Annotated in this window: 15 protein-coding genes; 8 read left to right on the plus strand and 7 right to left on the minus strand. The window is 50.5% G+C overall.

The window, feature by feature from the left end:
- Positions 1-95: 95 nt before the first annotated feature.
- The 3 genes from METBU_RS0113505 to METBU_RS0113510 are packed head-to-tail and all read left to right on the plus strand — an operon-like array spanning position 96 to position 2,222.
- Positions 96-350 carry a type II toxin-antitoxin system ParD family antitoxin gene (locus METBU_RS0113505; protein ID WP_017841139.1) on the plus strand — a complete coding sequence of 85 codons (255 nt, stop codon included), beginning with the start codon at positions 96-98 and terminating at the stop codon, positions 348-350.
- On the plus strand, positions 347-712 hold the full coding sequence (locus METBU_RS29225; RefSeq protein ID WP_201764861.1) for a type II toxin-antitoxin system RelE/ParE family toxin: 366 nt from the start codon (positions 347-349) through the stop codon (positions 710-712). The genes METBU_RS0113505 and METBU_RS29225 overlap by 4 nt, the downstream gene beginning before the upstream one ends.
- Positions 699-2,222, plus strand: a complete 1,524-nt coding sequence (locus METBU_RS0113510) for a phytoene desaturase family protein (RefSeq protein WP_017841140.1) — start codon at positions 699-701, stop codon at positions 2,220-2,222. The genes METBU_RS29225 and METBU_RS0113510 overlap by 14 nt, the downstream gene beginning before the upstream one ends.
- A gap of 25 nt (positions 2,223-2,247) precedes the next feature.
- On the opposite strand, the gene yfbR is transcribed toward METBU_RS0113510, so the two are convergent.
- From yfbR to METBU_RS0113540, 5 genes are all read right to left on the minus strand, one after another.
- Positions 2,248-2,832: a 5'-deoxynucleotidase gene (yfbR, locus tag METBU_RS0113515; RefSeq protein ID WP_017841141.1), complete on the minus strand. Its 585-nt coding sequence runs from the start codon at positions 2,830-2,832 to the stop codon at positions 2,248-2,250.
- Between the two features lie 276 nt (positions 2,833-3,108).
- Positions 3,109-3,261, minus strand: coding sequence for a hypothetical protein (locus METBU_RS28150; protein WP_017841142.1), 153 nt, complete (start codon positions 3,259-3,261; stop codon positions 3,109-3,111).
- A 431-nt stretch (positions 3,262-3,692) separates the two neighbouring features.
- On the minus strand, positions 3,693-4,097 hold the full coding sequence (mscL, locus tag METBU_RS0113525; RefSeq protein WP_017841143.1) for a large-conductance mechanosensitive channel protein MscL: 405 nt from the start codon (positions 4,095-4,097) through the stop codon (positions 3,693-3,695).
- Positions 4,098-4,299: 202 nt separating this feature from the next.
- On the minus strand, positions 4,300-6,174 hold the full coding sequence (ftsH, locus tag METBU_RS0113530) for an ATP-dependent zinc metalloprotease FtsH (protein ID WP_412768468.1): 1,875 nt from the start codon (positions 6,172-6,174) through the stop codon (positions 4,300-4,302).
- 1,093 nt (positions 6,175-7,267) lie between these two features.
- Positions 7,268-8,917 (minus strand): alpha/beta hydrolase, encoded by a 1,650-nt coding sequence (locus METBU_RS0113540; RefSeq protein ID WP_017841146.1) that lies wholly within the window; start codon positions 8,915-8,917, stop codon positions 7,268-7,270.
- Between the two features lie 312 nt (positions 8,918-9,229).
- Between METBU_RS0113540 and METBU_RS0113545 the strand changes: the two genes are divergently transcribed.
- From METBU_RS0113545 to METBU_RS0113565, 5 genes are all read left to right on the plus strand, one after another.
- Positions 9,230-10,126 (plus strand): DNA/RNA non-specific endonuclease, encoded by an 897-nt coding sequence (locus tag METBU_RS0113545; RefSeq protein WP_026130221.1) that lies wholly within the window; start codon positions 9,230-9,232, stop codon positions 10,124-10,126.
- A gap of 607 nt (positions 10,127-10,733) precedes the next feature.
- The gene (locus METBU_RS0113550) at positions 10,734-11,177 is read left to right on the plus strand and encodes a ferritin-like domain-containing protein (RefSeq protein WP_014146791.1); all 444 of its coding nucleotides are present in this window, start codon (positions 10,734-10,736) and stop codon (positions 11,175-11,177) included.
- A 32-nt stretch (positions 11,178-11,209) separates the two neighbouring features.
- A complete protein-coding gene (fumC, locus tag METBU_RS0113555) occupies positions 11,210-12,613 on the plus strand; it encodes a class II fumarate hydratase (RefSeq protein ID WP_017841148.1) in 1,404 nt (467 codons plus the stop codon).
- Between the two features lie 40 nt (positions 12,614-12,653).
- Positions 12,654-13,088, plus strand: a complete 435-nt coding sequence (locus METBU_RS0113560; protein WP_017841149.1) for a GlcG/HbpS family heme-binding protein — start codon at positions 12,654-12,656, stop codon at positions 13,086-13,088.
- Between the two features lie 39 nt (positions 13,089-13,127).
- Positions 13,128-13,862, plus strand: coding sequence for an MBL fold metallo-hydrolase (locus METBU_RS0113565; protein ID WP_017841150.1), 735 nt, complete (start codon positions 13,128-13,130; stop codon positions 13,860-13,862).
- A 681-nt stretch (positions 13,863-14,543) separates the two neighbouring features.
- Here the strand turns inward: METBU_RS0113565 and METBU_RS0113570 are convergent.
- Together METBU_RS0113570 and METBU_RS0113575 are read right to left on the minus strand one after the other, a co-directional pair.
- On the minus strand, positions 14,544-16,007 hold the full coding sequence (locus METBU_RS0113570) for a helicase HerA-like domain-containing protein (RefSeq protein WP_017841151.1): 1,464 nt from the start codon (positions 16,005-16,007) through the stop codon (positions 14,544-14,546).
- 90 nt (positions 16,008-16,097) lie between these two features.
- Positions 16,098-19,256, minus strand: a complete 3,159-nt coding sequence (locus METBU_RS0113575; protein WP_017841152.1) for an HD domain-containing phosphohydrolase — start codon at positions 19,254-19,256, stop codon at positions 16,098-16,100.
- Between the last annotated feature and the right edge of the window lie 303 nt (positions 19,257-19,559).

Raw genomic sequence — 19,559 nt, forward strand, 5'->3', positions numbered from 1 at the left:
CCAGGATTCCACTATGAGCCAATGCGAATTGTACAGATAGCATAAAATAAGTAGTATTTAATACTACTTATTTCATCGACTCCTAAAGGTACGCCATGCAAATAGCCGAAAAAATATCCATCCCGCTTCCTTCTGAAGTGGTGAAGATCATTCGTGAAAAGGTCGGTAGCGGAATATACAGCTCAAACAGCGAAGTTATCCGCGAAGCACTGCGTAACTGGATTGAATGCAACCAAAGCTTCACCACTCTCGATACCGCGATAGCCAGAGGCCTTTCCGACGCAAAAAACGGACGGAAACAAGACATTGAGACTGTCCGGCAAGAACTGCACGGCCGATTTGGCTCGTGAAAGTCGTCATCACGCATGCAGCCAAAAACGATTTGATTGAGATAGGTGGGTTTATTCGTTCTCATAACCCCACGCGGGCGGCTTCATTTGTCGATGAATTGTTGGGCCGTTTCGCCGCACTATTCGACATGCCAAAAGCTTACCTGCTAATACCCCGCTATGAGCAACATGGAATCAGACGCTGCTTACACAGGGATTATTTGATTTTTATAGGCTCGATAAAAACCTCATTGAGGTCATCCATATCCTGCATGGCGCCAGAAATTATGAAGCTATTTTGTTTCCACGCTAACCGGCTTCGGGTATTGGCCTACTGTATAAACACATGCTTAGGAGTCGGCACTCATTGTGAAGAACTATGATGTCATTGTGATCGGCAGCGGTATCGGAGGCTTAACTGCGGCCGGTTTGCTCGCGAAATCCGGTAAGTCGGTGTTGGTACTCGAAAGCCATGACCGGCCCGGCGGTTATGCGCACGGTTTCAAGCGCAAAAAATACCGTTTCGATTCCGGCGTGCATTTGATCAGCGGCTGCGGTCCTGACGGTTACCGGGGCGGACAAATCATCTACAAGGTGTTACAGGCGCTCGATGTCGAACACCGTATCGAGTTCATCAACATAGACCCGTTCAGCCATGCCCGTTATCCGGGTTTGGTCGCCGCCTTGCCGCAATCGGTCGAGGCGTTTTGCGAACGGCTGGGGCGGCTGTTTCCGGAAGAACGGCAGGGTTTACGCGACTTGACCCGTTTATGTCTGCAGGTGGCTGAAGAAATCACCGTCGCCGATGAAATCATGGCCTGCACTAATTTCGCCGAGGCGCATCGCTTGATGCCGGCCTTATGCAAATACCGCAAAGCAACCCTGGCCGAAGTGGCAAGAGAATTCATCATCAACCCGAAATTACTGGGGCTCTTCGCAAGCAATTGGCCTTATCTTGGCTTGCCGCCTTCGGAAGTCTCTTTTGTCTATTGGTCGACGATGTTGATCGGCTACATGGTCGACGGCGCTTATTACTGCAAGGGCGGTTTCCAGCATTTGGCCGATACGCTGGTCGACGGGCTCGCACGGCACGACGGCGAGATCCGCTTCAAAGCGCCGGTCGATAAAATTCTGATCGAAAACGGAAGGATTGCCGGTGTCGAGGTAAAAAATGAAAAGTTTGCCGCGCCGGTCGTGATCGCCAATGCCGACATCCGGCATACGATTTGCGAGATGATCGGCGAAGAGCATTTTCCGCCGCGTTATATTCAACGCATCAAAAAAATGCAGCATTCTTTGTCGATTTTCGCAGTTTATATCGCGACCGATATCGATCTCATCGAGCATAAATTGGCTCACGAGTCGTTTTGTTTCCAAGACTTCGATCATGAGAAGAATTTTGCCGCGACCTGCAACGGCGAGATTACTTGGCTCAGTATTACCGCGCCGACGCTGGTCGACCCGAACCTGGCCCCGCCCGGACATCACTTGTTGATGCTGACCACCTTGCTGCCTTTTCAAGCAGCCGAGTCCTGGCAACAGGCCAAACCGGGCTATATGGATGCGATGCTAAAACTGGCCGGAAAGTATATTCCCGGACTTGAGGATCATATCTTGTTCATTGAAGGCGGGTCACCGGCGACAATGCGCCGCTACACGCAAAATTTTCAAGGCGCAGCCTACGGCTGGGACGTCTCGCCGAGTCAAGTCGGCCCCACTCGTATCCCCAATCAATCGCCGCTGCCGGGGCTGTATTTCGCCGGCCATTGGACTTCGCCGGGCGGCGGCGTCTACGGCGTCAGCGTATCCGGCGTGCAGGCCGCGCAAAAAGTGTTGGGAATTAGGCAACAGGCCGAATTCTGGCGATTGATCGAAACGATTGGACAAACATAGAATCGCTGCTAACCGCTAACCGACATTATTCTCCTTGATATAGCTGATCCACCGTTAAATGCACGGCCGGCAGAAAGTGCTCCCGAAAATAATCGACCTCCGGTAAATCGATCTTGTTGAGCCGTATTTCAATGTCGTCCATGGCATCCTTAAATTCGAAATTGCCGGCCCGAGTCTCTTCGACGCATTTGACATAGGCGCTGATCGTATCGGCAGCCTTGACCAATTCGGCAATCGACTCCTCGCAGGACTCGGTGACATAGTTATACAGATCGTCTTTTAACGCATCGGGCAAGGTATCGACTAAGGCCTGCGAGGCGACCGACTCGATGTCCTTATAATGATTTAATATTCCGGGATTGAATTTTTTGATCGGCGTCGGCAGATCTCCGGTAATGCTTTCGTGCGCGTCATGATAAAGTGAGGCCAAGACGACCTCGCCGGGGTCGATCGCCCCGCCGAATAGCTCGTTTTTGATGATGCATAATAAATGCGCGATCACGCAGACATCGAATGAATGTTCCTTGACGTTTTCATTGATCGAATTACGTTTAAGCCCCCAGCGTTGAATATATTTCAAACGGTTGATGGTAGCGAAAAATCCCGACATGATTGTGGCTCCGTAGCGAAAAATGCGTAACTTATTTTAACGATAAAATATCACGGATATTAATATACTTCGCACGGCCACATTCGCGCGAAGTATAACCATCGTAGATCAAAATCCGACGCCTTGAATACGAACAAAAATCGAGGCGTCGGTTGCCTAACTTAATTCATGCCCGTTCCTTAAACCGCTTTGCAGGTTCCGGCGGACAAAAAAAAGCCGGAGCATAAAGCTCCGGCAAAACAACACACGAGGTAAAAAAGGTAACGAGAGGGAGAATCAATCGCGAATACGGCGATTGGAGAACATGATGCTAAACATCGCGGCCGAGGCAAATGTCATTGCTGAAACGATAAAAGCTCCGGAAATGAATCCGAAAATTCCGATGATAAACATCAGACCGAGCGCGATATCTTTCTGAAAATCAGTCATTTCGCAATATCCTAGTGAAAGAGTATGGATTAAATGGGATTGAGGGCAACTATACCGAGTTGTTTTATTGTTAACAATAGGATTAATTATTGATAGATTATTTCTTATTGCGTAACAAAAGATCTTTTAGCTCACTCTTCGGTTAATTTGAGACTCCCTTTTGCGCTTCTGACCGTCATTTTGCCATGGATTCACTCCGGGCTATCCTGCCCGGAGCCCTTCGGGTAAATGCAAATCCGTTCCATACGGATTTGTGGCGGAGTCCAGCGCCGTGGATGGCAAGCTTTTGACACTCATTTAGAGCCTGAATGCAAGTATTACTTATTTCTGTGACGGCTTAACTTAATGGCAACGACGTTAGAGCTGAGTTAACCTCAAACAAAAAAAGGGGATTGAATATCCCCTTTTCGATTTAAAGATTTATGCGTTTTTTATTTTTTCTCTTTGAGCAAATCTCTGATCTCGGTTAATAGTTGTTCTTCTTTGGAAGGTTCCGGCTCAACTTCCGGCGCTGGCGCCTCTTGCCTCTTGAGCTTGTTAATAAATTTGACGGCAATGAAAATCGCAAAAGCGACGATAGTAAAGTCGATCAATGTTTGAATGAATTTACCGTAGCTTAATGTGACGGCTTCCGCACCTTCCGTGGCTTCCTTTAACACAATAGCCAGATCGGAAAAATCGACGCCCCCGATCAAAATACCGATTGGCGGCATGATCACGTCACCGACAAATGACGAAACGATTTTACCGAATGCCGCGCCAATAATAATACCAACCGCCATGTCGATTACGTTGCCCTTGACCGCGAATTCCTTGAATTCTTTTATAATACTCATAGTAAAACTCCCAGAAAGATAGAATTGTTATTGTTGTTCTTGCCATAGAAATCCACTCCAATACCATCCCTTGTAAATGAGCTCGGGGTTACGTTCGTCTCACCGATGCTCCAAGTCCGCCCTGAGCCCCCCCCTTTTGGGAGAACAGTTTTTTTCGTCGATAAATGCCTTTTGGCCTTGCCTATTTCCGTTTTGGCTCTCCTTAACCCAAAAGCACATCGATATCCTCTCCGTGGATTACTTCTTTTTCCTGAAGAATTTCGGCAAGCTGATCCAAAACGTGCCGTTTAGCAGTCAAAATATCCATCGCGCGCTCGATTCCCTCATCGACCAGCGCCTTGACTTCGGTATCGATCAGCTTAGCGGTTTCCTCGCTGTAATTGCGATATTCGGTGCCTTCGGTTTCGAGAAATTGCAGTTGTTGACGTTTGCCGTAAGTCAACGCACCGAGTTTGGCGCTCATGCCCAAATAACACACCATGGCCCGTGCGATTTCACTGGCTTTTTCCAAGTCGTTTTGCGCGCCGGTCGATACATTGCCCAATGCGATCGCCTCCGCCATGCGCCCGCCCATCAAAATCGCGATTTGATCTTTTAGTTCGGCATCGGTGGACAGAAACTTTTCCTCGACCGGAAGCTGCAGTGTAAAGCCCAAAGCCGAAACGCCGCGCGGAATGATCGAAACCTTATGTATCGGCTGACCGGTGGGAACATGCTTGGCGACCAATGCATGACCTGCCTCGTGGTAAGCAACGCGGCGTTTTTCCTCTGGCCCCAGCGCCCGCGATTTTTTCTCGGGACCGGCCAAAATGCGGTCGATCGCCGCTTCGAAGTCGTCCATGCGTACATTGTCGCGATCGACGCGCGCAGCTAGAATAGCGGCTTCGTTCGCGATATTCGACAAATCGGCGCCAACCAGTCCCGGTGTTCGCTTGCCGACGACGGTCAAGTCGACGTCGGAAGCGAGCCGCATTTTAGCACTATGCAGTTTGAGAATTTTGACGCGGTCTTCGAGGTCCGGTTTGTCGACAATAATCTGCCGGTCGAAGCGTCCGGCGCGCAGCAAGGCTTTGTCGAGAATTTCCGGGCGATTGGTCGCGGCCAATACGACCACGCCCGACGACGGGTCGAATCCATCCATTTCGGTCAGCAATTGATTGAGCGTTTGTTCGCGTTCGTCATGGCCGCCCATCACCATCGGCCCGCCGCGAGAGCGGCCGATGGCATCGAGTTCGTCGATAAAGATAATACAGGGGGCTTTTTGGCGGGCCTGTTCGAATAAATCGCGAACTCGCGCGGCACCGACACCGACGAACAGTTCGATAAATTCAGAGCCGCTGATGTTGAAAAACGGCACGCCGGCTTCGCCCGACACAGCCCTCGCCAGCAAGGTTTTACCGGTTCCGGGCGGACCGACCAACAATGCACCTTTCGGCATGCGCCCGCCGAGTTTTTGAATTTTTTCCGGGGCTTTAAGAAATTCGATCGATTCTTTCAGCTCCTGTTTCGCACTCTCGCTACCGGCAACATCGTCGAACGTGATTTTCGGTTGCGTTTCCGGATGTATCTTGATTTTGTTACCGATATTCAAAAAGCCGCGCCCGGCCGGTCCGCCGCCGGCCATGCGCCGAAATAGCCAGGACCAGATCGCGACTAAAATCAACATCGGAATGATCCAATTGAATAGGATATTGCCAAGCCAACTTTCTCCGCTTCTAACGATGTAGTCGACGTTATGCTCGGCGAGCGTCTCGGCGAGATGTTCATCCCACAGAGGAATGGTCATGAAGTGTTGGGGAGAATCTGACGGGGTGTCGGGTTTGATCAGGCCGGTAATCGTTTTCTCAGTGACCACGGCACGTTGAATTTTGTTATTCTTAACCAATTCGAGAAATTGGTTGTAGGGTAGTTCGTCTTTTTGCAGTTCGTTAGCCTGATTGAAGATCGACAAAATCATTAACACGCCCAGGCCGATCAACAAATAGCGTGTCAATTTATCGTTCTTATCGGGCTTTTCCGGCGCATTGATTTCTTTTTCCGGCTCGAGCTTAAATAATGATCGATAAAGACCGGTCATCGTTGTTTTGAGCGACTTCAGTAATTGAACCAGAAACCCGGTCAATATTTGCAGGAAATTATCGGAATTTTGCTTGTCCATAGTGATGACCTCGAATAACGGACGAAATGGTTCAACTGTCTATTTCCACATAGTACCACTCAAATTATTACGCTCAACTTTTAAAAATTAGCGTTTATTATGTATAACCGATGAGGATGTCGGTGTATACCTTTCGCACTTCAAATTTCGGCAGTGCTAGAGTAGGCGCCTGGGTGTCCGACAAAGGCTTTGCCAGCATGGATCTGGCATAGCGCCAATATTATCAATGGCGCCCCAGCATCATACTCGCTGGAAGAAATTTTGAAGAAGCTAAAGAATTAATCGATAGAGGTATCGCCGCCGATTATACGCATCCGAAAGGATCGGCCTATTTGCTGCAAACAAAGGATAAGGCACGCAGTTCGCACGCTGCATTATTTCCGGGGATAAGCGAGAATTTTAACGGCATATGGCCGGTTCATTTCCTTACCTGATTAGCAAGTTTCTTCAGCTAAAGCCCAAAAACCGGCATATCCCTAGCAGGACGGGGTTTGCAACCCCGTCCTAAACGTTTTGACTTTGGCCGAAGTTAGCCGAAATGTTTAGGGCAAACCGAAACGTTGGGGACGGGTTAAATAACCCGTCCCGCAGAAGTGGCTACGACTGGCCACTGCTCGGACAATTGGCTTCAGCAAGCTGAAGCATCTTGCTAATCAGGTTTCCTTAAGAGCGAATTTATACCCTTTGCTGGTCAAATTTCGGCGCCGAAGAGTCAGCGTCCATGTAGGCTCTGTGACAGCATCCCTGCTGTCACAGCCTTTGCCGAACACCCCGGCGCCTCCATGTGTCAATGCCGAAATTTGAAGTGCGATGGGTATATCAAGGATAAGTCCGATGTGATGTTTTATTTTACCGGCCTGCCCTACGTTCCTCGCATACAAGGCTCTATGCCATATCCATGCTAGTCCGATGGCTCCTCGGGCACTACCGAAACTGGCAATACGATAGTCATAACTCGAACCATTGAACGACAAATCGACAGGCCTTCACATTTGTAAAATTATTCGATGCCTTATCGTCCTTCGAACAAGGCCCGCAGACGATTCAATTGCTCTTCGCTCCAACCTTTAGGTTCGGTCAAGGCCAGCCATGCATCGATGTAATGTTTAGCGGCAAAAACATGACCGAACCCCGGCGGCGTAGACCCGACCGCCATGTCGGCCGCCAATTGCAGCATCGTGACAACCGGATACCATCTTAGATACGGCGAGACGTCCGGCCCTCTGGGAGCTTGCATCCATTCCGGCTCTCGAAAGAACGCATGGCTATCGAAAAACGTTATCGGGTCGCTGGCATATTGCAGATAAGCGATTCTAAAAGGTCCCCACGGCGTACTATCGTCATTTAATCCCGTATATTGATTCATGAATCTAATCACCGCGCCATCTCGAAAACGAGGTAGCCATACCGGAGAGTCGGGATCCCTTTCTTGCGTCACTTTGCGCCAGGTTTCGCTACGAAATGGCGGACCGCTCCATAATGCTCCATCGAATGGGTCTTGAATGATGTCGTACACATCGAAAGAACGATCGGAATTCAGCGCGCCCAAGCTCAGCCCGTGTAAATACAATTTCGGTCGGTGGTCGCTAGGCAAGTTCGTCCAATAGACATAAACTTTTTCGAACAGCGCTCTAGCCATTTCCGCACCGTACTCCCCTTCGGTTATCAACGACAAGGCGCTGGGCAAATACGAATATTGCGCGGTGACCGTCGCGATGTCGCCTCGATGTAAATATTCGACGGTATCCAGTGCGGCCGGGTCTATCCAACCGGTACCCGTGGGCGTCACCAACAACAAAACCGAACGGTCGAAGGCATTGACGCGTTTCAGCTCTTGCAAAGCCAATTCGGCTCTTTCTTCCGGCGTATTCGCCGCATTCAACCCGACATAGATGCGCACGGGCTCAGGCACCGGCTCACCGAAAAAATCGCTCAACGCTTGAGCTGTCGGGCCTGAAGACATAAATTTACGCCCTTGCCTTCCCAAGTCCGACCAAGCGATCAAGGAGGCTTCGCTACCGGTCTTCATCGGATCGTCGGGACGCTCCAAATCATCCTGAATCAGCGCGTCTAATTGTTGATAAGAATTGTTCGTCGCGCGTAAGAACAAAGAAACAACCACGCCATCGATAACCGACCAAAACAACATTCCAGCTGCCAGTATGCTTATCGCATGCGCGACATGATCGGATATGTAGCGCGCTAGCCTTAGAGACAAAAATTGAAACGTCCTCCGAAACAATCGAGCAAACTGTATTAATACGCCAAAAACGAGTAAGGTCATCAAGGCAATACCATAAGAAGGCATCGCACCCTCCGGCATCATCCCCATCATTGAGCGCAAATCGTCTTGCCATTGCGAAGCCTGCCAAAGAAAGGCGATTGCAACGATCGAACAGACGCCCGATGCAACAATCCTAAAAATTCTGATTGCATCGCGACCAGGCAACGGCAACTCGACATAATCCCAAAACCATCGACCGAAAACACCAAGCGCGTATCCCGCCGTAAAAGACAAACCGGAAATCACCCCTTGAAACAAAAAAGAACGAGGCACTAGACTTGGTGTAAGCGAAAATGCGAAAAAAAGCGTCGCCAGCAATAAGCCGGGTATGGAAAAGCCGAAGCTTAATTTGGTAATCAATTCGTCAATCTTGCGCATAGTAAAATCTTGAGCCGGAAAAAGTTATCATTTCGAAAAAATACGTCATCATTGAGGTTCGATTATAAAGCACTCACCTCAGCCTTCAATTCAACCTTGGTTTCAACTATTGGGAGCACGCTCTTACTCCTATTTGCGAGCGAAAAAGCGTCTAATAATCTGAAAGCTATAGTTACCCATCGGCTTTTAATCCACTCCGGCCAACAATACCCGATTAATTACCGTATAATCATACAGTTACAATAATCACTTAATAAAAATCCGCAGCACCCTATTTGATGCGGCATTTTTGAACATCGTTAGCTAATCGACATGGCAAGAAGAAGACAGAAAAAACATCGCTTTTTACTCGCTACATTCATCACGTTTTTTAGAGTTGGTAAAAAATATCCGCGCATTAGCGTACTGACCCTACTCCCTCTAATTGGCGGCTACAGTTATGAAGTCATGCTGGCTAGGCCCGACATGGCATTTCAAGGCGTCCCGCAAACTCAAGTCTGGTATCAGCCGCTGACTTGGTCGAGGGTATTTCGCAATGATGGATTCATGGTCGGATACTCAGACATTCGTGGCAATCCACTTTGGGTAATCTATCAAGTCACCACGATTAAAAACAATGCGACACCCCATAAACGGCCGCAAACATTCAGCACCGATTGGCGCAGCCTGACGCGTATCAGCCATCAAGACTATACCCGAAGCGGTTTCGACCGAGGCCACATGGCGCCTAACTATGCCATCAGCAGGCTCTATGGCAAACAAGCGCAATTAGATACGTTTTTAATGACCAACATTACCCCTCAAAGACCCAATCTAAATCAAAAAGTTTGGCAGCGATTGGAAGCCGTTGAAGTCGACTACTTTACCAAATTGCATCGACGCGTCTGGGTAATAACCGGCCCCGTATTTTCGAATCCTCTGAATCGATTGAAGAGCAGCTGGAAAGTGGAAATACCGGATGCTTTTTATAAAATTTATGCCGCGGAAACAAGTTCCGGAATCAAAATGTTGGCGTTCCTGGTCCCGCAAACGGTGCGAGGCAATGAGCCTTTAACCGATTTTATCGTCTCCGTTGACACTATCGAAGAATTAACCGGCTTGGACTTTTTTCATGAGTTAGACGACCCATTGGAAGATAAGTTAGAGGCAGCCATCAATCCGAAACCCTGGAAATTAAATTCGGTTGCTCGCTTGCCGTCACGCTATTAAGGATTTGGGCATCAATAAACCCATCGTATACCTATCGTAGATCAAAATTCGGCACCGGGGTGCCCGTCAAAGGACGCCGTGAATACATCCATGTAGGCTCTATGCCAGCTCCATGCTGGCAAAGCCTTAGCCGAGCACCCCGGCGCCTCCTAAGAAACTGCCGAAAATTGAAGTGCGAAAGGTATAGATCAAAATTAGGCGCCGAAGTGGACGAAAGCTCTATACAAGCGCTTAACAAGTTATTGAATTAACTTCTTATCCTTCACGACCTTCATGGTGAAATGCTTTTTCTAGGATTAAAGTTCCTGATTAGCAAGTTTCTTCAGCTAAAGCCCAAAAACCAGCATATCCCTAGCAGGACGGGGTTTGCAACCGCGTCCTAAACGTTTTGACTTTGGCCGAAGTCAGCCGAAATGTTTAGGGCAAACCGAAAAGTTGGGGACGGGTTAAATAACCCGTCCCGCAGAAGTGGCTAAGACTGGCCACTGCTTGGACAGTTGGCCTCAGCAAGCTGAAGCATCTTGCTAATCAGGTTAAAGTTTACTATCTCAACGATCAAAAAAGCGCTATAGTCAGACTCTCCCCATTCTGACTTCAGGAGACACTCATGACAAACACCGAAATCGATAACGACGCCGTGATCAAAGTGCTGAATAACATTCTGGAAGCGGAACTGGCGGGCGTGGTTCGTTATACGCATTATGCCTTGATGGTTGTCGGCTACAATCGAATTCCCATCGTTTCCTGGATGCGCGGCCAAGCGAATGAATCGTTACTCCATGCCAACGAAGCCGGAGAAATGATTACCCATTTGGACGGGCATCCCTCTTTGGGAATCGGCCCGTTACTGGAAACGCATCGCCACGATATCGGCGCCATTCTCCGGGAATCGTTGGATCATGAAGCATCGGCACTGGCCGAATATCATCGTTTATTGGAGTTGGTCGACGGCCGTAGCGTTCTGCTCGAGGAATATGCGCGCCGAATGATCGCCCAGGAAGAAATTCATGTGGGCGAGGTGCGAAAAATGCTAAGTAAACCAAGCGAATAATCCATCGCTGTTAGCTCATTTGCATAATAACCATGACAATCGGAAGTTCGGCCGGGCGAATTGAAAGCGACGCACTGGGCTCCATTGAAGTCCCCGCCGACAAATACTGGGGAGCGCAAACACAGCGATCCCTACGCTATTTCGCGATCGGCGACGAACGATTACCGCGACCGTTGATCCGCGCCCTCGGGATCGTCAAACGTTGTGCGGCTTTGAGCAATATCGCCCAAAACAAGCTGGATGTAAATCTCGGCCGCGCGATCGTCGATGCGGCACATGAAGTCATCGACGGCGCACTGGATGAACACTTTCCGCTGGCGATCTGGCAAACCGGCTCCGGCACGCAATCCAATATGAATGCCAACGAAGTGATCGCCAACCGGGTCAACGAACGCCTGGGCGGCGCGCTCGGTTCGAAATCGCCGGTTCACCCCAACGATCACTGCAACCTCAGCCAGTCTTCGAACGATGTGTTTCCAAGCGCGATGCATATCGCAGCGGTCGAACAACTCCAATGTCTACTGATCCCGTCATTGCAGCGCTTGCAAAAAACGCTGTCCGATAAATCTCAGGCATGGGCCGACATCATTAAGATCGGACGCACGCATCTGCAAGATGCGACGCCGCTGTCATTGGGCCAGGAGTTTTCCGGTTACGCGACCCAAGTTCAACTCAGCATCGAACGGCTACAGGACAGTCTCAAACGCCTGTATCCTCTCGCGCAAGGCGGTACCGCAGTCGGAACGGGCTTGAATTCGAGCCAGGGTTTTGCCGAACTATTCGCCGACGAAGTCGCTAAATTCACCGGGCATCCTTTCACATCCGCCGCCAACAAATTCGAAGCGATGGCCGCGCACGACGCACTGGTGGAACTATCCGGCGTGTTGAACTGCATCGCGGTCAGCCTTAATAAAATCGCTAACGACATTCGCCTCTTGAGTTCCGGTCCGCGCTCGGGACTCGGTGAACTGATTTTGCCGGCAAACGAACCCGGCTCGTCGATCATGCCGGGCAAAATCAATCCGACCCAATGCGAGGCATTGACGATGGTTTGCGCACAAGTCATCGGCAACCATACGACGGTAACCTTGGCCGGCGCGCAAGGTCATCTGGAACTCAATACCTTCAAGCCGGTGATGATTTATAACGTGCTGCAATCGATACGCCTTCTCCGCGATGCGGCGCATAGTTTTACCGAACATTGTGTGGCAGGCATACAACCGAATGCCGAGCGGATAGCGGAGTTAATGGAGCAATCGCTGATGCTGGTCACCGCACTGGTTCCGCAGATCGGCTACGACAAGGCCGCACAAATTGCCAAAACGGCTTTGCAAAACGGCACGACGCTTCGCGAAGAGGCCATTGCCGGCGGTCTGGTGAGTGCCGAACAGTTCGATGCGATCGTCCGGCCGGAACAGATGATCGCCCCCAAATGAATCATCCTTTTTAATATCTATAACAAGCGGGAGAAAAACCATGCATGTAACCTACGAACAAGCAGAGAAAGCGATTGCGGCAGCCATCGCAGAGGCCAACAAAATCGGCACGCAAATGTGTATCGCCGTGGTCGATTCAGGCGCCGATTTGAAAGCGTTCACCAGAATGAACGGCGCGTGGGTCGGCAGCATCGACATTGCCCTCAAAAAAGCCAAGACCGCCTGTTTCTTCGGCATGAACACCGGACAAATCGGTCAGCTATCGCAACCGGGCGGACCGCTTTACGGAATCGAACACTCCAACGACGGCTTAATCACCTTTCCCGGCGGCGTCCCGATTGTCGATGAAGATGGTGTTTTGATCGGCGCGATCGGCGTCAGCGGCAGTTCGGTGGAGAACGATCATCAAGTTGCCAAAGCCGGCGTCGATGTGATCGGCCTCGCCGATTTACCGTCGCACCCTTGGCGGACCTGAAGCCCATCGATTATAAAAAAAGTATCGGCAGACAATTCCATGCCTAACGAACCAAAACTCTTCGACGACACGCCGCAATGGGTTTGCCTCGAATGCGGTTATAACATGATCGGCGAAATGCCCGAGGTTTGTCCGTTCTGCGGAGCCCGGCATGATCGCTTTTTATCATGGGTTGAGGCCGAAAAAACCTATCGAGTGACCGCACGACCGGTCAACGAATATGTCGGTCAACTACTTTCGGTGCCGAAATTGGGCCTGGAACATGCGGCCTATCGAATCGAAACCGACCAAGGCGCGGTCTGGATCGACGCACCCTCGGCTTTCAACCGGGATTTGTCGCCGGTGCGCGCCATCTTGTTCACGCATCATCATTTCATGGGCGCGTCGAATCAATACCGAAAGCTCTGGAATGCCGAAGTGCGCATGCACGACTTGGACGCGCGGCATCCGTTGGCGGCCTCGTTCGATGTCGATCTGCGCTTTACCGGCGACTCTATCGCCTACGGCATCGAAGCCTTCCATACCGGCGGACACACGCCCGGATTCACTTTTTATATTTACCGTGACGTACTGTTCATCTGCGACTATGTCTTTTTGACCGATGCGGGGATGCGTTTCAATCCGTTCGGGCCCGAGCAGGAAACTCTACTGCGCGCGCGCCGCATTTTTGAAGTCGTCGAAACCAGAAAGTTAGAAACGGTCTGCGGCTATAACTCTGTGATGAAATTTGCCGAATGGTTACCTCGATTCGAAAAGCTTGCTAACAGTTCGTAAATGAGAGTATTGATAAAGAATCCCGAAAGAGCGCGAATCTGTTGCCGGTAATTTTTGATAAAGGTACACGATGCAGACGAAGAATGCGGCCGATACATGCCGTGAAATTAAAAATAGCGATCGACGAGATGGACTAATCCGTAATTACTGTGAAAGTTCGTAGATATAGACCCTTTATCTAATTTTTCGATATACGGCGCTCGACAGAGCAAATGCCGGTTCCGGAGAGGGTGCGGTTGCTCGACCGACAGGCGTCGGCGGCAGGGAAATCCGCCGTCGAGCCTACATGGATGTATTCACGGCGTCCTGTCGGGCGAGTGACCGTACCCTCCCCACCAGAGAACTTTCATTTGCCGGGGCGATGGCTAGACCTTCATGGACGTTACTGTGAAAGTTCGCAGATTCTACTCCCTTTTGATCGAAAAACCGTCTAAGAATAAAAGGTATGGGATGTGTCCATCGAGGACCGCCATGAATCTTCGTTCCTACGCTCTGCGCTCATCGTTATCCACAAATATCGGCAAACTTGCTAAACAGAGGTCGTCGTATACCTGGAAACGGTACTGTTTGATAAATCTGCGAATATTGCACATCAGTGGCTTCGAAATCGGGATCTGGGTATCGCGCGCTCCCAAGGAGCATCCAGTTCCCTTGTGAGAGCGACGCCTTGTGCGTCCGCGTTCAGCGCTTCCCGCCGAGCAACGAGCCCATGATGCCGCGTACGATTTGGCGGCCGAGCTGCGAGCCGATGGTTCTCGCGGTGCTCTTGATCAGCGCCTCGCCGACGCTTTGCCGATTCGATGTGCCGGTCCGTCTCGTTGCCGACGCCTTGAGATCGCGCGCGGCCTGCGCCTGAAATGCCTGCTGTTCGGCTTTGTGCTTCAGCATTTCGTAAGCCGATTCGCGATCGACCATTTGATCGTAACGTCCTTTGAACGGCGAGCGACCGATCAGTTCGTTGCGTTGATCTTCGGTGAGCGGGCCTATTTTCGACTCGGGCGGCCGGATCAACGTGCGCTCGACCGGGGTCGGGCTGCCGTCCTTGTTCAGCACCGACACCAAGGCTTCGCCGGTCTTCAGCTCTTGCAACACGGTTTCGGTATCGAAGCCAGGATTGGCCCTGAACGTTTGCGCGACACTTTTCAGTACCTTGCGATCGGCCGGCGTAAATGCTCGTAGCGCATGCTGGATTTTCAGCCCCATCTGACCGAGTATCGGCGCCGGAATATCTAGCGGACTTTGACTAATGAAATAGACGCCGACGCCTTTAGAACGGATTAAGCGAACGATTTGTTCGATCTTGTCGAGCAAGACTTTCGGTGCCTGATTGAACAACAGATGCGCTTCGTCGAAAAACAACACCAGCTTCGGCCTATCGCCATCGCCCACTTCGGGTAAGGTTTCGAACAGTTCCGACAACATCCACAGCAGAAAGGTCGCATACAGCCGCGGCGATTTCGTCGTCAACTCGGTCGCGTCGAGAATGCTAATCACACCGTTGCCGGAAAAATCGGTCCTGCGAAAATCATCGAGCTCGACCGCTGGTTCGGCAAAGAAATGTTCTGCGCCTTGTTCCTCGAGCACCAACAGCCGTCGCTGTATCGCACCGATGCTTGCCGATGTGATGTTCCCGTATTGTTTGGACAGTGCCGCTGAGTTTTCGCCCATCCAATTCAACATCGCGCGCAAATCTTTAAGGTCCAGTAATAACAACCCTTCGTCGTCGGCGATTTTAAAGCCGCTATAAATCACGCCGGTTTGCGTGTCGTTCAATTCCAACAGATTGCTGAGCAGCAAAGGGCCTAAATCGGACATCGTCGTACGCACCGGATGCCCGTTTCGGCCGAACAAATCCCAAAAGACCGAGGGATTTCCCCGGAATTGGAAGTCGGCAATCCCGATTCCCGTCACGCGTTCGGTAATTTTTTCGTGTGCTTGCCCTGCCGTCCCGATTCCCGACAAGTCTCCTTTGATATCGGCCAAGAATACCGGAACGCCCAGTCTCGAAAAACCTTCCGCCAAAACTTGCAGGGTTACGGTCTTGCCCGTCCCAGTTGCCCCGGAAATGACGCCGTGACGATTCGCCATCGCGGCATCCATCAAGAGCTGGCCGTTGGCCGTTCCTCCGATCAACACTGTTTTCATTGTAAACTCCTTAACCGACTCAAGTTGCGGTCATGCTACCACACGCGCTGAATCAGCCATAAGCGGGCAATGGCCGGAATGTCAAATCGCTCATTGGCCGAGATAGCGCCGAATATCCACTGCATCGACCTGCTCAGTGCGCAGGTAACGTTTTGCGTACTCCAAATAGGCGCCGCTACGCAAGAAAAGCTCGAAAACATCACGGTCCACATGCTGTTCTTGCACCATTCGATGTAGTATATCGAGCGCGGCGCTGATCGGCTTTGCATCTTTATACGGTCGATCGGCCGCTGTCAATGCTTCGAAAATGTCGGCCAACACCATAATACGCTCCGGAATTGAAAGATCTTTGGCGATCAGCATGCGCGGATAACCGCGCCCATCTAGCGTTTCATGATGAGTAGAAGCATAGCGCGGCACCTGGAGCAAATCTTCGGGCAACGGCAATTTATCGAGCATTTTGATCGTGCTGATCATGTGCTCGTTAATCTTGAAGCGATCTTCTTCGGTCAAGGTACCTCGTGATACAGTGAGATTGTGCAATTCGCCCAGATTGTAAAGATGTTCCGGTATCGCCATCTTTATGCCCAAGCGCTCATCATGGATGTTGTTGCGCAGGCGCTTGATGATGTGCCAAGGCTTATCCGCCAATAGTGGCTCCGTGACCGGCAGCGGTGTTTGCTCCTCGGGATAGCGTGCAACTTCGATCGGAGATAAGCCTAATCGGTCGTCGAAATGCCGCCGCCAAGTGATGCGAGCCAATTGATTCAGCCTATCGATATCGGCCTCGCTCATGCTTTCACCGCCCAAATTGCAGTTGGCAACAAAGGCAAAATCCTCTTGTAATTGTCGTTGGCGTTGCTCTAATTCATGACGATTTCGTTTCTCATCACTCGGCGCGTTCAAGTACTGCTTCCAATAGTCGATTTCGGCATCGCGCCACAACACTTCGAAGCGCATGCGGATTTCGTGAATGCGGTTATAAATCGTCTCAAGCTTGGTGCTTTTATCGATGATGTGCTCAGGCGTCGTAATCTTGCCGCAGTCGTGCAGCCAAGCTCCGATACGGAATTCGCGCCAGGCATCTTCGTTACCGAAACCGAATGTATCGAATGGCGGTCGACGACTCTCTTCGGCTTTTTGCGCCAACAAGATTGCCAGCTCCGGAACCCTCGCACAGTGCCCCGCCGTATAGGCCGACTTGTCATCGATGGCTTGGGCGATCAATTGGATGAACGATTCCATCAATTCTTCCCGTTCTTTGGCATGCTGCCGTATCGAATGCGCCATAGTCATCATCGAACCCGATAACTCATCGATTTCGATAATATGGCTTTCCATCGGATCGAGTTCGCCGTATCGGCGCCGTTTAATCTTTTCGTTTTCCAGAGCGAGATGCTTGATCGGCTTAACAATCAACGAGGCCAGCCAAAATGCAAGCGGCAACAATAACAAAAGGCAGCCGCTGGTAATCAATAACACGGCATTGACTTGAGCAACGGCAGGGGCTAGCACGGCGGATTCCGGCGTAATCACGGCAAAAAAGTCGGCCGCCCGATGATTTTGGCCAATGGCCTGCACATAGACGAAGTGAGGCTCGCCATCGAGCTCCATTTTATGCAGTTGATTGAGGTCGGTCGACTTCGAAGCCAAACTGATGAGTTCTTGGAATGGGACCATGGCATCCTGAGCAATGTCCCTTTCCGCATCGACCAGCCAGCGCGCATTTAACCAACTGTGCTGCTGTTCGCCTAAATTATCCAGAGCCAAGTTAATCAACTCGATAACTTCTTTTAGTTGCGGCCGCACTACAAAGTGCAGACTGTTGGGAATGCTTGATTCCCCCCAATCCAACTCCTCATAGATCGCGACATCATCGAAGAAAAATTGCCGTGTCGTATAATGCAGGATTGCGGCAGTATCGAGCCCGGCATCGACCTCGCCTCGCCGCACCGCATCGAATAATCCCCGAACGCCATCGACTTCGACAATGTCGATGTCCGGAAACATTTGCTTGAAAGAAGCGATGATGGACCACCCGGCCGGTATTGCAAGCCGTTTTCCCTGCAATTGTCGGATTGATGTAACAGGCGTTTGATCCTTGCGCATCAGAATACCATCCGATGGCTCGGCAAAGGCCTTGCTCAATATACCTAAAGCGGCGTTTTGTTCGGTACCGACCACCGGCTGCAAAATATCGATCTGACCGGTACGATACATCGCGACCAGCTGAGGCCAGCTATAACCGTTGACATAGTCGAACTGCAAGCCGGTCATTTGCTCGATCATCGATAATACGTCGATAGCATAGCCGAATGGTTCGCCGGCGATGACAAAATCGAACGGCGGCCAATCGAGCTCGTTCGATACCGTCAATATGGGATTTTTCTCTACCAATTGCCGCTGTTCATCGTTAAGTACGAGGGGCTCGACTTTCGGCATCACAGTCGGCGGCATTCGACTTTCACTAGAGGCAATGATTTCGCCACTGCCTTGATAGAGATAAATGCGGCTATCTTTGCTCAACATTTGTTCATTGAGCTTATCGGACATAGCAGACAACGCAATATCGACCGCCAGAACCGCATCCTGACCGGCAATCCGCATCGAATAAGTCTGGCCTGGCGCTTGAAGATGTTGAAATTGATAGGGAGCGGTTTTATGGACTTTGCCCAATTTGGCTTGTATATACCACGGTCGCTTGCTGGCTAAATAGTCGCTCCGCTCTGTTCGGCTGGTTCGGAGATTAAATTGCTCGTCATAATAGAGAAATTCCCGAGTTCGCCGATCGCCTTTGCCCAAGACCGTGATAACGACCCACCTGTCCTGCGGCAATGCCCGTAATTGCATGCGCACGGCTTCGCTCGTATTCAGATTGATCAGCTCGTAAAAGTCGCCATCGCCAAAACCGATATAAGCGGCATAGAACAAAGGGTTTTCATCGAGCACTTCGGCAAAGATGTCGCGTGTTCGCTCCGTAACTCGGCCTTCGCTCAGAATATCGGGATTACCGGCCAGTATGCGCGTGGCATCAAGCGCGCGTCGATCCATGGCCGTCAAATATTCACTCGTACTCGCTGCGGATTGGCGATAGGTTATCAGAGTCGATTCGACCGCCAATGAGCTCGTAAAATAAAATTGCAAGCTAATGGCGACAATCACGGTCAGCGATGTCATCAATAAAAACAGACTGACAACAGTGATTTTGATAGAAAACTTAAACTGCTTGTTTTTCTGCGATATTGTCATTATTCCCTTCGTGAACCGTTGGTATTGCTTTCATCAAAAACGCCGTCATCATGTATCGACAAAGGTATACCTTTCGTGGATCAAAATTCGGCGCAGGGGTGTCCGTCAAAGGACGCCGTGAATACATCCATGTAGGCTCTATGCCAGCATCCATGCTGGCAAAGCCTTTGTCGCACACCCCAGCGCCTCCTTAGACACTGCCGAAATTTGATTAGCAAAGGGTATATCAGCGCGGAGTAAAACAGTCTAGGAACGCCAGTCAGTATCGGAAGAATAATGAAAAATTTGCCGGCCGCCGAAATT

This window comes from Methylotuvimicrobium buryatense 5G, from assembly GCF_000341735.1.
GTDB classification, from domain to species: domain Bacteria; phylum Pseudomonadota; class Gammaproteobacteria; order Methylococcales; family Methylomonadaceae; genus Methylotuvimicrobium; species Methylotuvimicrobium buryatense.

Excerpts from the sequence above, each read along its gene's own strand:
- METBU_RS0113565 (WP_017841150.1), top strand. The coding sequence starts at position 13,128 with ATGCCTAACGAACCAAAACTCTTCGACGACACGCCGCAATGGGTTTGC.
- fumC (WP_017841148.1), top strand. The coding sequence starts at position 11,210 with ATGACAATCGGAAGTTCGGCCGGGCGAATTGAAAGCGACGCACTGGGC.
- METBU_RS28150 (WP_017841142.1), bottom strand. The coding sequence starts at position 3,261 with ATGACTGATTTTCAGAAAGATATCGCGCTCGGTCTGATGTTTATCATC.
- METBU_RS0113545 (WP_026130221.1), top strand. The coding sequence starts at position 9,230 with ATGGCAAGAAGAAGACAGAAAAAACATCGCTTTTTACTCGCTACATTC.
- METBU_RS0113505 (WP_017841139.1), top strand. The coding sequence starts at position 96 with ATGCAAATAGCCGAAAAAATATCCATCCCGCTTCCTTCTGAAGTGGTG.
- yfbR (WP_017841141.1), bottom strand. The coding sequence starts at position 2,832 with ATGTCGGGATTTTTCGCTACCATCAACCGTTTGAAATATATTCAACGC.
- mscL (WP_017841143.1), bottom strand. The coding sequence starts at position 4,097 with ATGAGTATTATAAAAGAATTCAAGGAATTCGCGGTCAAGGGCAACGTA.
- METBU_RS0113540 (WP_017841146.1), bottom strand. The coding sequence starts at position 8,917 with ATGCGCAAGATTGACGAATTGATTACCAAATTAAGCTTCGGCTTTTCC.
- METBU_RS0113550 (WP_014146791.1), top strand. The coding sequence starts at position 10,734 with ATGACAAACACCGAAATCGATAACGACGCCGTGATCAAAGTGCTGAAT.
- METBU_RS0113560 (WP_017841149.1), top strand. The coding sequence starts at position 12,654 with ATGCATGTAACCTACGAACAAGCAGAGAAAGCGATTGCGGCAGCCATC.
- METBU_RS0113575 (WP_017841152.1), bottom strand. The coding sequence starts at position 19,256 with ATGACAATATCGCAGAAAAACAAGCAGTTTAAGTTTTCTATCAAAATC.
- ftsH (WP_412768468.1), bottom strand. The coding sequence starts at position 6,174 with ATGACCGGTCTTTATCGATCATTATTTAAGCTCGAGCCGGAAAAAGAA.
- METBU_RS0113570 (WP_017841151.1), bottom strand. The coding sequence starts at position 16,007 with ATGAAAACAGTGTTGATCGGAGGAACGGCCAACGGCCAGCTCTTGATG.